Below are 13,843 nucleotides of genomic sequence, written 5' to 3' on the forward strand. Positions count from 1 at the left end.
TTTTTTATGATTCTTTGTCTGATAAACTGAATTCCTTACTAGCTTTAGGGGATACTATTAAATCTACAGCTTTGTAAATGTAGTAACAATAGCGGTACGATTTTTGCCTTTTTGTAATTTATTAAATGGCTTCATCATCGGGTTTTGTCGTATGCCAACTGGATCGTGTCACGGATAAGCCGGGATTGCCAAGTCCCGTATTTGCCGCATATTTTGCGAAACTGCTGCGCGCCTATTCTGCCTCTGTTGCCCGCCGTTTTGACGCTTCAACTGTATGAAATTATCGTCGACCAATCGGTTGTATTTAGGGATTGTCCTGGCTCTGTTTCTCTTTGTTGCGCTTGGTATCATCGCGTTTCGAACCATCCGAAATCAGTTTGAAGAAGCCCAGTGGGTTCGGCATAGCTATCGGGTTCTGAAAAGTATAGCCATTACGGAACAGTTGCTGGTTGACATGGAAACCGGCCGGCGGGGCTTCCGGGGTACGAACGAAAAGCGGTTTCTAAAACCGTATTATGAGGCCGTCGGGAAAATCGAAGGATCGGCTGACGCCATTCGGAAGCTGGTGATCGACAGTCCCGAACAAACGGGGCGGGTGGTGGAAGCCGAAAGGCATATTCGGGAATTGTTGTACTACTGGAAAGGATTGGGCGATGATGCGGCCCGCTACACCAGGGCCGATATTGTCCGCGTTACCGACGGCGAAAAAGCCCGGATGGACCAGGTTCGGAAAACGCTGGACGAGATGATTCAGGCGGAGGAATTACTCCTGACCAACCGTGAAAAAGAAAGCGACAGGGCCGTTATTACGGCCATCTATGTGTTCAGTGTCGGGGCGGTTATTCTGTTGATTCTGGGCGTCGTCGTTTCCTATCTGTTTTGGTATGAGATGAATAAGCGCCAGAAAGCGGAAGCCCGGCTGGTGCAGAACCTGGAAGAAGTCGAACAGCTCAACCAGGTTAGCATGGAAAAAAACTGGCTGCTGACCGGGATGACGGTGGTAAACGATTCGGTTCAGGAAGTGGGCGAATCGGAGTCGCTGGCGCAGGAAGTCCTGCGAAATTTGACGCGGTACCTCGACGTTCAGGCGGGCGGTTTCTACTGCTACGACGACGAAAAACAACACTTGGAGCTGAACGCTTCAGTTGCGCTGCCAACCCACACAACCCGGTATTATGCGATTGGGGAAGGTCTGGTGGGGCAGTCGGTCACGGGGTCGGAGGTGGTGGTGACCAGCCACGTTCCGGCCGACTATTGGGCCATTCAGTCGGGCAGCGGCAAAGCCGTTCCGGGGCAGGTGGTCTGTGTGCCGCTCTGGTACAAAAAAGAACTGAAAGGCGTCATTGAACTGGCGACGTTCCAGCCGTTGACCCCCACCCAACTCGATTTGCTGAAATCCGTTGCCAACAACATTGCCATTGCACTGAACGCAGCCGACGCCCGCCGAAGGGTGAACCGGTTGCTGGAACAGGTGCAGGAACAGAAAGAAATTCTGGAAAACCAGCAGGAGGAACTCCGGCAATCGAACGAAGAACTGACGCGGCAGGCGGAAATTTTGCAGGCATCGGAAGAGGAACTGAAAGTTCAGGAAGAAGAATTGCGGCAGATCAACGCCGAGCTGGAAGAGAAAAATGAGGCTGTGGAAGTGGGTCGGCAGACGCTCGCCCTGAAGGCACGTGAACTGGAAGAAACCGGTCGCTACAAGTCGGAGTTTCTGGCCAATATGTCGCACGAACTGCGGACTCCGCTGAACAGCGTCCTGATTCTCGCCAAAATGCTGTCTGAGAACAAGGCCAATAACCTCACCGGCAAACAGGTCGAGTATGCCCATGTCATTCATAAATCGGGTTCGGATCTGCTCAATCTGATCAACGATATTCTGGATTTGTCCAAGATTGAAGCCGGAAAAATTGACATGGTGGCCGAAAACGCGACGGTCAGCGGCATGGTTTACGATCAGGAGCAACTGTTTAGCGTGGTGGCGGAGCAGAAAGGCGTCACCCTCATCACCGAAGTGGACGAGTCGGTGCCACCGGTCTTGTTTATTGCCAAACAGCGACTGGAGCAGGTTATCAAAAACCTGTTGTCCAACGCCTTCAAGTTTACACCCCAGCGCGGGGTGGTCACGCTCTCGTTCAACACCAGAAATCCGATGGACGGTTTTGCCAACGACCCCCTCCTGAAAGCCGACCGATGGTTGGTCATTGCCGTCAAAGACACCGGCATCGGCATTTCGCCGGACAAGCAGCAGGTTATTTTTGAAGCGTTTCAGCAGGCCGACGGTTCGACCAGCCGCAAGTATGGCGGTACGGGTCTCGGACTTTCCATCAGTAAGGAACTGGTGAAGCGGCTCGGTGGCGAAATGCGGCTGCAAAGCGAAGAAGGGCAGGGGAGCACTTTCACGGTTTATTTGCCGCTGACCGAGGCACAAACCGGCGATAAACCCGTCACCGTTGCCCCCGAACCGAAGAAGGAAAGTGCTCCTGCGACGCCCTTGAACGGAGCGTTGCCGCGTTTGCAAAACGGTATTGTTGAACAGAACACGTTGAAAGACGACCGGAATACGCTGGAGAAAGGTGATAAAGTGATGCTGATTGTGGAAGACGATCCCATTTTTGCCGGGGTTGTGCAGGATTTTGCCCGCAACAAAAAATACAAGACGATTGTGGCCCTACGGGGTGATGAAGGCATTTACTACGCCCGAAAATACAAACCGTCGGCCATTATTCTGGACATGCAACTGCCGGTGGTGGATGGCTGGAGCGTGATCAACTGGCTGAAAAACGACGAGAGCCTGAAATCGATTCCGGTGCACGTGATGTCGGCGGCCGACGAGCCGAAACTAGGAATCGGGAGTGCGCTGGCGTACATCCGGAAACCGGTCGAAAAAGACGATCTGGAAAAGGCATTCGAGCGGATCAGCGACCACTTGCAGGGGCAGATCAAGAAGGTGCTGGTGTTGTCGGGCAATTACCTCAACGACGATTCGCTGCGGCAATTTATCGGACAACGGAAATTCGATCTGGAATGCGAATACGTCGCCACTAATGCGGAAGCACTGAAAAAACTGCGGAAAGAACCGTATGACTGCCTGATTGTCGACATGGGGGGCAATCTGGAAAAAGGGGTCCGGCAATTGAAGGACCTGCGCGAAGCCATGCCGATGGAATCGCTACCGGTGATCATTTACATGGACAAGGATTTGAAACCGGCAGATGAATGGCAGCTCAAAAAACTGTCCGACGTTGTGATTCGGGAGTCGTCGCAGGCCATCGACCGGCTGATGGACGAACTGGAACTGTTTTTGTATAAAGTGCAGGAAGTCGAGAAGAAGGAGTTGCCTAAACCGCTGACTCTCATCAACGACCAGAGCCTGCAGGGGAAAAAAGTCTTGCTGGTGGACGACGACATGCGGAACGTTTTTGCGCTCAGTACTTTACTGGAAGAGCAGCAAATGAATGTTCTGACTGCCGTCGACGGCCGGGAAGCGCTGGAGGTGTTGCAGCAGCACCCGGATACCGACATTGTGCTGATGGACATCATGATGCCCGAGATGGACGGGTATGAAGCCACCCGCCGGATTCGCTCGGATTTGAAACTACTGCATTTGCCGGTGATTGCGCTGACGGCCAAGGCCATGCCCGGTGACCGCGAAAAAACCATCGAAGCGGGGGCGTCGGATTACATTACCAAACCGATCGACAGTGGCCGGTTATTTTCGTTGATGCGCGTCTGGTTATCCGTTAAAGCATGACCGCGCCGATTCACATTTCAGCGGAAGATCTGGAGGAGGTCGTTCACCTGGTTCGGCGGCAGTATGGCTACGATTTTGGCGATTACGCCCGGGCGTCGCTCCAGCGTCGCGTCATCCGGTGTATGCAGAAAGCGGGCTGTCTGACGGCCTACGAACTGAAGTACCAATTGACGAACGATGACCGGTTTTTTGCCTGGTTTATCGAGTCGCTGACGGTGAATGTCACGGAGATGTTTCGCGATCCGGCTTTTTATAAAGCGTTGAGGAATACCGTGTTGCCCAAGCTGGCGTCGTATCCGATCCTGAAAATCTGGCACGCGGGCTGCTCGACCGGCGAGGAGGTGTTTTCGATGGCGATCCTGTTGCACGAAGCGGGTTTGCTCAACCGGACGCGCCTGTATGCCACCGACCTGAATCCGGCCAATCTCGAGCGGGCGCGGCAGGGCATCGTGCCGTTGCAGAATATGAAAGAGTATACGTCCAACTACATTCAGTCGGGCGGAATGAACGATTTTTCGTCGTATTACACGGCCCGGTACGAGAACGCGATTATTCACAAGGAATACCGGAAGAACATCGTATTTGCGACCCATAATCTGGCAACCGATCAGGTTTTCAATGAGTTTCAACTGGTTTGTTGCCGGAATGTACTGATCTATTTCAACCGGGAGTTGCAAAACCGGGTTATGACGCTGTTCAGCAACAGCCTGGCTCCGCTGGGGTATCTGGCGCTGGGCATGAAAGAATCGCTGCTGTTTTCGGAAGCCCGGGACCAGTTCGATGTCGTGAGTCCGGCAGTTCGGATTTACCGGAGTAAGTTATAAATGGTCGGTATACGGTTTACAGTTTTCGGTCGCTGGCGCGTGCGGCTTCGAATGCGTCAGTCCCGGCGGGGAACCGCACCGAAAACCGTATACCGAAAACTGTATACCGAAAACTGTATACCGAAAACCCTAAACTGAAAAACCATGACCGGATGTAAAGTGGTGGCGATTGGCGGTTCGGCGGGTAGTATACCGGTCGTGGCGGCTTTGTTGCAGGCCCTGCCGGCGAACTTTCCGTTTGCGGTTTTCGTGGTTTTGCACCGGCTGAAAAACGTTACCAGCAGCATGGACGCGATCCTGACCAGCAAAGGTCGGGGGCTTGTGATTGGTGAGCCCGACGACAAGGAGGCTATTCTGGCGCACCGCGTCTATCTGGCTCCGCAGAATTACCATTTGCTGATTGAAGCCGACCGGACGATCAGTCTGGATTATTCCGAGCCGGTTCATTACAGCCGTCCGTCAATTGACGTCACATTTGAAAGCATTGCGATGGCCTACGCCGGAAGTGCGGTGGCGATCCTGCTGAGCGGAGCCAACCAGGACGGCGCCGATGGGTTGCTGGCCATCGTCCGGCAGGGCGGGACGGCCATCGTTCAGGATCCGGCCACCGCCGAGTATCCCGTGATGCCGCAGGCCGCCATTAACCGAAATAAAAATGTTGTCATTTTGACACCTGAACACATTGCCTCTTTTTTACACACACTCAACGATTAACTGAAAAACGAATGGTAACAGCGAACCACTCTCCGGATATGACGATCATGCTGGTCGACGACCGCGAGGAGAACTTGCTTGTGCTCGAAGAAATGCTGGCGAACGACCAGCGAACTTTCATCAAGGCCACGTCGGGCAACGAAGCGTTGCGGTATGCCCTGAAAAACGACCGGATTGGTCTGGTCATGCTGGACGTTCAAATGCCCGAAATGGACGGTTTTGAAGTGGCCCGAATTCTGAAATCAAACCCGAAAACCAAAGACATCTCGATCATTTTCGTCACCGCCATCAACAAGGAGGAGCAGTATATTCTGAAAGGGTTTGACGAAGGTGCCGTCGATTACCTGCAAAAACCGCTGGACGTCAACGTGACGAAAGCAAAAGTGAACGTGTTCGAGCAACTGTATCACTACCAGCAGGAACTGAAACAGACCGCACTCCAGCTTGAGAAAATAAATAAGCAACTGGAGAAATTTGTCTACATCGTCGCGCACGATCTGAAGTCGCCCCTGGTGGGCATGATTGCGGCTTTGTCGTTGCTCGAAATGAAAAACGAGGAAGAGGTGGTTCCACGCGAAGAAATTCAGGAATACGTGGGTCACTCGAAATCGGCGGCTTTTCATTTGTCCGACATGATCAATTCCCTGCTGGAGTATTCGCGGAAAAATGTGGCTCAGCAAACCGTCGAGGAGGTGGATGTGCACGAACTGGTCGATCAGATTGCCCTGCTGATTTTTCCGCCCCGGCACATTTCCATCGAGATTAAAGGACAATTACCGGTATTAAATACCAAAAAAATAAAGCTGCATCAGATCTTTCAAAACCTGATCAGCAATGCGATCAAATACAATGACAAACCTGTTGGTCTCATTGAAATCGGGTGCCACGACCGGGGCCGCTCCATCGAATTTTACGTCAAAGACAATGGCCCGGGAATTGCACCGGATGAACACGAAGCGATCTTTAAGTTATTTCGCACTACCTCCAACGTGGCCCAGGCCGAAAGCAGCACCGGCGTCGGGTTGTTTATCCTGAAAATGCTGGTCGAAGAGCAGGGGGGCAAGGTTTGGGTGGAGTCGGAATTGGGCAAAGGAAGTACATTTTATTTTGATTGGATGAAGTAGGCAGAAGACAAAAGACTAAAGACAAGAGATAAAGGCACAGAGCGGGGCCGGAGTTGGCGCAAACTTCTCAATGACTGATTGTTAAGTCTTTTGTCTCTGGTCTAATTTCTATTATCTAGAAGGGCAAAAACGCTATGGAAACGAGTATCACTTTTTACGTTGTGGAAGACGATCAAACCGATTTTAGTTACATCGATCGGGCGATTCATGAAATACAGCCGGATCTGAAAATCCGCCGGTTTTTACACGGTGCGGCCCTGCTGACACATCTTCAGAGCATTCTTCCGGAAGAATATCCATCGCTGATTATGCTGGATTTTTTCATGCCGGTTCTGGACGGACTGAAAACCCTCCGGCAACTGAAAGCCAACGAAAACTACCAGCAGATTCCCGTCGTGATGTGGTCGGGATCCTCGCGGCCCGAAGACATCAGCCAGGCCTACCGGCTCGGCGCGCGGGCGTTTCACACCAAGCCGGTTTTGTTTGAAGACTGGCAGGAACAGTTACAAACCACTTTGCGGTATTGGTTGCGGACGGTGGAACTGCCCCGTTTGGCCGAATATTAAGAGACCATTCCGTTATCCCTGGCTATGTAACACAATTCTATACGAACCAACCGGAATTCTGTACCATTGGCTCTTGTTCTATTGCTGATCTTTGCAGTGTCAAATCACAAAAACAAGCGCATGGAAACGATTCAATTCAAAACCAATATCAAGTGTGCCGCCTGCGTGGCCACCGTAACGCCTTTTTTGAACAAAGCCGTCGGCGAAACACACTGGCAGGTGGATACCCTGAACCCCGACAAACTGCTGACGGTAGAAGGCGCCACGGTGGATCAGGTGAAGGAAGCCTTGAAAGAAGCCGGTTATAAAGCCGAACCGGTATGAACGGGCATCCCACGGCAGTAGCAAAAACCGCCCGAACCGGTGCAGCCTCGAAACCGGTTCGGAAAACCTACCCCGTTCTGGAAATGAGCTGTGCGGCCTGTGCCGTCAGCGTGGAGTCGATGCTGAAAACGACGCCGGGGGTGGTCGATGCGGGCGTCAATTATGCCAACCAGCAGGCCTGGGTGGAGTTTGATCCACAAGCCGTTACGCAAGAGGACTTACAAACCGCCATCCGTTCCATTGGCTACGACCTGGTGATCGACGCGGAAGATCCGCAGGCGGTGCAGGCCGAAGCGCAGGAGCGTCAGTATGAATCCCTGAAAAAACGGACGATCTGGGCGGCTGTTCTGTCGGTTCCGGTGGTGGTGATCGGGATGTTTTTCATGACCATTCCCTACGCCAACGAGATCATGCTGGTGTTGTCCGCACCAGTTGTGTTTGGTCTGGGTCGCTCGTTTTTCGTCAATGCCTGGAAACAGGCCCGGCACGGAAAAACCAACATGGATACGCTGGTTGCCTTGTCGACCGGCATTGCTTTTCTGTTCAGTACATTCAATACCTTCAACCCGGATTTCTGGCACCGGCGCAACATTCACCCGCACGTCTATTTTGAAACCGCTGCGGTGATCGTCGTCTTTATTTTACTGGGAAAACTGCTTGAAGAACGGGCCAAATCGAACACCTCTTCGGCCATTAAAAAACTGATGGGATTGCAACCCAAAACCGTCCGGATCGTGGAAAACGACGTGGAAACGGAAATTCCGGTAGCGTCGGTTCGGGTGGGTCAGGTGATTGTGGTGCGGCCCGGTGAGAAAATTCCCGTGGACGGCGTCGTGGTTGCCGGTACGTCGTTCGTCGATGAAAGCATGATTTCGGGCGAGCCGGTTCCGGTGGAAAAGAAGGCGGAACAGACAGTTTTTGCCGGAACAATCAACCAGAAAGGCAGCTTCCGGTTTCGGGCCGAAAAGGTCGGTGCCGACACGGTTCTGGCGCAGATCATTCGTATGGTGCAGGACGCGCAGGGCAGCAAAGCACCGGTGCAGAAACTGGTCGACCGGATTGCCGGTATTTTCGTGCCGGTCGTCATCAGCATCGCCGTGTTGACCTTCATCGTCTGGATGCTGTTGGGAGGTGAAAACGCATTTGCGCAGGCCTTGCTGACGTCCGTAACCGTTTTGGTCATCGCCTGTCCCTGCGCGCTCGGACTCGCGACGCCCACGGCTATCATGGTTGGTGTGGGCAAAGGTGCCGACAACCAGATTCTGATCAAAGACGCCGAAAGTCTGGAGTTGGGACACAAAGTGAACGCCGTTGTGCTGGACAAAACCGGCACCATTACCGCCGGAAAACCCACCGTTACCAACCTGGAATGGCAACATTCCGACATCGCTCAGGCATCCTCCGTTCTATACGCGCTGGAAAACCAATCGGAACACCCGCTGGCCGAAGCCGTCGTTGACCATCTGACCGGTCTATCCGTGAAAAGTCTGCCGCTGGAATCGTTCGAGAGCCTGACCGGGCGCGGGGTTTCGGCGCGGTATGAGGGCGTTACCTATCGGGTGGGCAACCTTCGTTTGCTGGACGAACACGGTATTTCGGTCGATTCGGCGGTTGAAAAACGCGTGAAGCAGTGGCAGGACGACGCCCGGACGGTGGTGTATTTCACCAACGAAAAAACCGTGCTGGCGATCATCGCCATTGCCGACCAGATCAAGGAAACATCCAAAGCCGCGATTGAGACTTTGAAAAACCGGGGTATTGACGTGTATATGCTGACGGGCGACAATCCGCAAACCGCCCGTGCCGTGGCCCAAGCCGTCGGGCTGACTGATTTTCGCGCCGAGGTGATGCCGTCCGATAAAGCCGCTTTCATTCAGGAATTGCAAAGCCGGGGAAAGGTGGTGGCGATGGTGGGCGACGGCATCAACGACTCCCAGGCGCTGGCGCAGGCCGATGTCAGCATCGCAATGGGCAAAGGTTCCGATATTGCGATGGACGTGGCCCGGATGACGCTCATCACGTCCGATTTGGGCAGCATTCCGAAGGCACTGGAACTGTCGCGGAAAACCGTGCGGGTAATCCGTCAGAATTTGTTCTGGGCGTTTATTTACAACCTCATCGGCATTCCGATTGCCGCCGGGATTCTGTTCCCGATCAACGGTTTTCTGCTCAATCCGATGATTGCCGGAGCTGCAATGGCGCTCAGCTCGGTGTCGGTTGTCAGCAACAGTCTGCGCTTGCGAGGGGCGCGGTTGTGAAGAGGGCTACAAAATGAGCCATCCCTACGGGATTTTAGCCCTGACACGTTCAATTACCCCCGGTTTTAACCCGCCCAAAGAGTTGAAGATTGAACACCCAAAATCCCGTAGGGATGACTTATTTTGTAGCCCTCGGTTTTAACCGGGGGTAATTGAACCCATGCAGGTCTAAGAATCCCGTAGGGATGATTCATTTTGTAGCTTAAAAACGGGGATGAGGTTAGGGCATTAGTTGCTGAACGCCCCATTGCTCCACAATCTTTCCCTGGCTCAACCGGAAAATGTCATAGAACGTACCCGGTTTTTGATCAAGCTGACCTTCGGATTGCACCACCACAAAATTGCCCTCGCCAATAATCCGAAGGACTTTTTGAAGGGCGAAATCGTCTTTTTTTTCCTGCAAATACTGCCATAACCCATCCCGCCCGTTGGCGATTTCCGGCTTGTGCTGAATCAGATCCGACGTAACATAGTCCGAAAGCGCGTCGAATTTCCGCTCGATCAGAACGCGTCGACAGAAGGCTTCGACTACTTTTTTATTCGCTTCGGTTAGTCTAATGTCCTCCAAGTCGACAGCGCCGTCCACCATCGGATGCCTGTTCAGGGTGGTTTCTGGCTGTTGCTGAATGGCGTCCCAATGTTCAATGACCTGCCCGTTCCGAAGTCGGAATAGATCAACGACGACCATTGGCTTCCCGCCGAATTCAAAGCGCAGATTTGTCACCACGTAATCATTTTCCGCAATAAGTCGCATGAACGGTTTGGCCGGATTGGTTGGTTTGGGCATTTGCTGCATGGCTTTCAGGGCCTCCAGCAGCCCCGCCTTGCCCGGTTTTACCATCGGGCTGTGTTGGATGTAGTCGTCGGCAATGATTTGTTCGGCATAATCGAGGTCACCGTTGGCAACTGTGCGCCGGTAGAAATTCCGGATAATGGATTTATTGTGTTCTGTATTTTGCATGATCAGCGTCTGTCTGGAAATGACTCTGGAACACGAAACGATTTGGAAAACCGCTGCGTATAGCAGAGCTACCATGAAACCGTTTGATTTCATGAGGAATAAAAGAAGGAATTGAATGAAACTAAAAAACCGTCAGGCAACCAGGAGAAGCCTGATTTACCCCAAAGAAAGGGCATACGAAAACGCCCTACCGGTTTATGGTAGGATTTTTCGGGGAAGGTTGGCTATATGTGATGATACGATGCAGCAGTGCCGCAAAAGTAATGGCGAACCGAATAAATTACAATGGGTTACCGATTAGATTCATCTCAACGAGCCTGAAAGGCTCACATCACTAGCCCCGGCTATAGGCCGGGGGGCGGTGATGGTTGAATGGGATTGGTGATGGTTGAATGGGATTGGTGATGGTTGAATGGGATTGGTGATGGTTGAATGGGATTGGTGATGGTTGAATGGGATTGGTGATAGTTGAATGGGATTGGTGATGGTTGAATAGGGTTGGTGTGGTTTGATATGGTTAAATAGGGTGTAGAATACGATCAGGAACGCGCCAACCAATCGGCATCCACCGCCGTCAGCAGTGAGACCAATCCGTTTTGTTCAGTGATCTTCCGGTGGGTTTCGGGGTAGCGAATGGCCGACGTCTGGTCGATGAACATCTGCCGGAGCAGCTCGCCATAGAGGTGCATTTTCTGGTGGTCGAAACCGTAGCGGATCTGCACCTGCTGGGCGATTTCAAAATCCTTGTTGCGTCCCCGGGCCGCCCGGTCTTTGCCGCCATAGTTGGCCGTAATGTCCAAAATTGAACCCGGAAACAAATCCATCAGCGCCCGCGTTCCGGCTTCATCCACAAGCCCCCGGATAACGGCCCGCGTAGGCACCCATTCCTGCAAGGTAACATCGCCCCGCTCGAACAAAAGCCGCATTTCCTGCCGGTCCATCCGGCCCACCTGCGTAAAACCGTGGTAGAAATTCACCAGCGCATCACCGTAGCGAACGGTCGCGTTCACCTGGTCTTCGAGGTCGCTGCCCTCACGTTTGCACACCTGAGCTGATTCCACTTTGCCTTCGCCCAGCCACCCCGCAAACATATCGAAGAAGTGAACGCCGTGTTCGATAAAAATACCGCCACTGAGTTCCCGGTCCCAAAACCAGTGCTGGGGCGAAAGCCCTTCGTCACCCGCGTAGTTTTCAAAATAACCATGTAGAAATTCACCGAGTATCTTCTTATCAATCAGCTTTTTAACCCGCTCGAACATGGGGTTGTACCGTTGCATCAGGTTGGTGACCATCAGCAAGCCTTTGCTCTCGGCGTAGCTGACCATTTCGCGGCCCTGCTCGGCATTCATCGCCAGCGGTTTTTCGCAGATCACGTGTTTCCCAGCCCGCAGGGCTTGCATCGACTGTTCGTAGTGCAGAAAAGGGGGCGTGGCAATGTAAACGATATCCAGATCCGGTTGGTCCAGTAATTCATCGATGGTGTCGAAATGCGTGGCTCCGAAGCGGTTGGCGGCCTTGGTGGCTTCCTCGCGCTGGGAACCGGCAATGCCGATCAGCTTGACATTGGGAGTCTGGAGAAAATGCTGGGCGGCAAAAAGCCCAAATCCGCCGAAACCGATAATGCCTAAACCCAATTCTTTTTGTTCACTCATAATACCGTTCAGATTGTGGAGATGAAACGTGAGAAACGGTTTTCGCTTCCGGGTCCTAAAACCTTACACACGCTATAGCATAACCAGAAACCGGCGTAACTGTTGAGATTGACCGGTATATGACTAGCCAACAGGCGATTAATTTTCAGGCAGAGACTTTGACGCGCGGCCCCGGTCAGCCACTTTGCCCTCTTTGATCAGTTGAAGGGTATACTGCATGCCAAAATCCCGGCCGTGCAGCAGGTCATCGTAGGTTCTTTCGACCGGAAAATCCGGCTCAATCGTAAAACCGTTGGCACGCCGGGGATCAACAGCATGCGCCATTCGTTTCAGGGGAATCCGGACGCGCAGACCCGAATGGGGCAGGGTAATCATCTTGAATTGACCGGCAAAATCACCCCAGTAGGCTCCTCCGGTGGCCTCGCCAACGAACGTGCCGAGCTGATTTGTGAGCGTTTGGGCCAGAACCGTAGCCGTGGCGGAATACGACGCACCGTTGACCAGAAAATAGAGTTGACCCCGGTAGGCATACCGTGTTTTTGGCGGGTGGGGGCGGCCCGCAAACCGTTCTTTATACCCTCCGGAAGGGTCTTTTTTGTAAAATACCGGGAACAGAACCCAAGTGATGGGATTGTACCAGGTAACGAACGCACTCCGAAATCCGCGCTTCATCGTTTCCCGCTCCATCAACCGGAACGGCTGCGGAATCCAGTATTGCAGCAACCGCGCCGAATTTTTGACGGTTCCGCCACCGTTACTGCGTACATCCACCACCAGATTCGTTATTTCTTTACGCTCAATTTCCCGAAAAGCCCGTTTGAGTTTTCGCGGGAACTTCCCCGTTAGAAAATCGGCCAGATTTCCGTTGAAAGTCGATACGCGCAAGACCGCCGTATGCGCCAGGCTATCGATCACCCTGACTGAAAGGTTGGGCGTCTGGTTGAGTTCTTTTTTATAGCGTTTGGTCAAATTTGCGTCAATCACTTTCCGGTTTTCGCAGCGAACAAACCGGGTCTGAATCAGGGTGTCGTTGGGCAAACGGAAGGCGACCTGCACCGAGTCGCTGGGGCCAAACCAGTTGTAATAATAACTGGAAAAAGCGATGAGGCTCCGCGACCGGCGGCCCGACTGGTTGTCGCCATCAGACCCGCTTCGGTCGACATCCTGAAGCAACTCGTGGAGCGCAGCCACCGGCTGCTGGTTGATGGAGAGGAGTTCGGTTCCCCTAACGAGCGTCGAGTCGGATGAAAGGTTGTGTGAAATGTAGTAGATCGGTCCGACGTTTCGAATGTGAAATGGAATCAAACGGCGGTTTTTGTTGTAGTACTTTTTGCGGTGCAACAGGGCCGTGTGGCCGTCTTGTAGGCTGGTAATTAAGGGCGTAGCTGTTTGGAAGAACGCTTGGTAAGTCAGGGGTTGCGTCAGTTGCCGGTGCAGGGAATCAAAAAGCTGGTCATACGTTTTTTCCGGGATATACTGACCAATTCCGGGATGTAGCCGGTCCATTTTTTTTTTCTTCAGGTACTCAAAATCGGCGCGGGCCTGTTCGGGGCGCAACGTCTGGGCGTGCAGGCAGAACCCGGAAAGTAGAAAAAACGAAACTAGTCCAAGTACCCTTTTCATGGCTTGTATTCTCAATTCATTCGTTCGGCTAAGATACAGGTAT

At 52.8% G+C, this 13,843-nt stretch carries 10 protein-coding genes; 7 read left to right on the top strand and 3 right to left on the bottom strand.

Annotated features, from left to right (window positions below; genetic code table 11):
- Positions 1-274 precede the first annotated feature (274 nt).
- The 7 genes from ACS5NO_RS04500 to ACS5NO_RS04530 all read left to right on the top strand — a co-directional run bounded on the left by ACS5NO_RS04500 (position 275) and on the right by ACS5NO_RS04530 (position 9,564).
- Entirely contained in the window at positions 275-3,754 is a 3,480-nt protein-coding gene (locus tag ACS5NO_RS04500) for a response regulator (RefSeq protein ID WP_439414038.1), read from the top strand.
- The gene (locus ACS5NO_RS04505; protein ID WP_439414039.1) at positions 3,751-4,578 is read left to right on the top strand and encodes a CheR family methyltransferase; all 828 of its coding nucleotides are present in this window, start codon (positions 3,751-3,753) and stop codon (positions 4,576-4,578) included. The genes ACS5NO_RS04500 and ACS5NO_RS04505 overlap by 4 nt, the downstream gene beginning before the upstream one ends.
- A gap of 144 nt (positions 4,579-4,722) precedes the next feature.
- A complete protein-coding gene (locus ACS5NO_RS04510; RefSeq protein WP_439414040.1) occupies positions 4,723-5,292 on the top strand; it encodes a chemotaxis protein CheB in 570 nt (189 codons plus the stop codon).
- An 11-nt stretch (positions 5,293-5,303) separates the two neighbouring features.
- Positions 5,304-6,416 carry a sensor histidine kinase gene (locus ACS5NO_RS04515; protein WP_439414041.1) on the top strand — a complete coding sequence of 371 codons (1,113 nt, stop codon included), beginning with the start codon at positions 5,304-5,306 and terminating at the stop codon, positions 6,414-6,416.
- A gap of 134 nt (positions 6,417-6,550) precedes the next feature.
- Positions 6,551-6,982: a response regulator gene (locus ACS5NO_RS04520; RefSeq protein ID WP_114404055.1), complete on the top strand. Its 432-nt coding sequence runs from the start codon at positions 6,551-6,553 to the stop codon at positions 6,980-6,982.
- 120 nt (positions 6,983-7,102) lie between these two features.
- Positions 7,103-7,306, top strand: a complete 204-nt coding sequence (locus tag ACS5NO_RS04525; protein ID WP_138989703.1) for a heavy-metal-associated domain-containing protein — start codon at positions 7,103-7,105, stop codon at positions 7,304-7,306.
- On the top strand, positions 7,303-9,564 hold the full coding sequence (locus ACS5NO_RS04530) for a heavy metal translocating P-type ATPase (RefSeq protein WP_439414042.1): 2,262 nt from the start codon (positions 7,303-7,305) through the stop codon (positions 9,562-9,564). Before ACS5NO_RS04525 ends, ACS5NO_RS04530 begins: the two co-directional genes overlap by 4 nt.
- A 220-nt stretch (positions 9,565-9,784) precedes the next feature.
- Here ACS5NO_RS04530 and ACS5NO_RS04535 read toward each other — a convergent pair whose 3' ends face one another.
- The 3 genes from ACS5NO_RS04535 to ACS5NO_RS04545 all read right to left on the bottom strand — a co-directional run bounded on the left by ACS5NO_RS04535 (position 9,785) and on the right by ACS5NO_RS04545 (position 13,800).
- A complete protein-coding gene (locus ACS5NO_RS04535; RefSeq protein ID WP_439414043.1) occupies positions 9,785-10,600 on the bottom strand; it encodes a nuclear transport factor 2 family protein in 816 nt (271 codons plus the stop codon).
- Between the two features lie 464 nt (positions 10,601-11,064).
- The gene (locus ACS5NO_RS04540) at positions 11,065-12,177 is read right to left on the bottom strand and encodes a Gfo/Idh/MocA family protein (protein ID WP_439414044.1); all 1,113 of its coding nucleotides are present in this window, start codon (positions 12,175-12,177) and stop codon (positions 11,065-11,067) included.
- Between the two features lie 138 nt (positions 12,178-12,315).
- Positions 12,316-13,800 carry a S41 family peptidase gene (locus ACS5NO_RS04545; protein WP_439414045.1) on the bottom strand — a complete coding sequence of 495 codons (1,485 nt, stop codon included), beginning with the start codon at positions 13,798-13,800 and terminating at the stop codon, positions 12,316-12,318.
- Positions 13,801-13,843: the final 43 nt, after the last annotated feature.

Source organism: Larkinella fluvii (assembly GCF_051857545.1).
In the GTDB taxonomy this organism is placed as follows: domain Bacteria; phylum Bacteroidota; class Bacteroidia; order Cytophagales; family Spirosomataceae; genus Larkinella.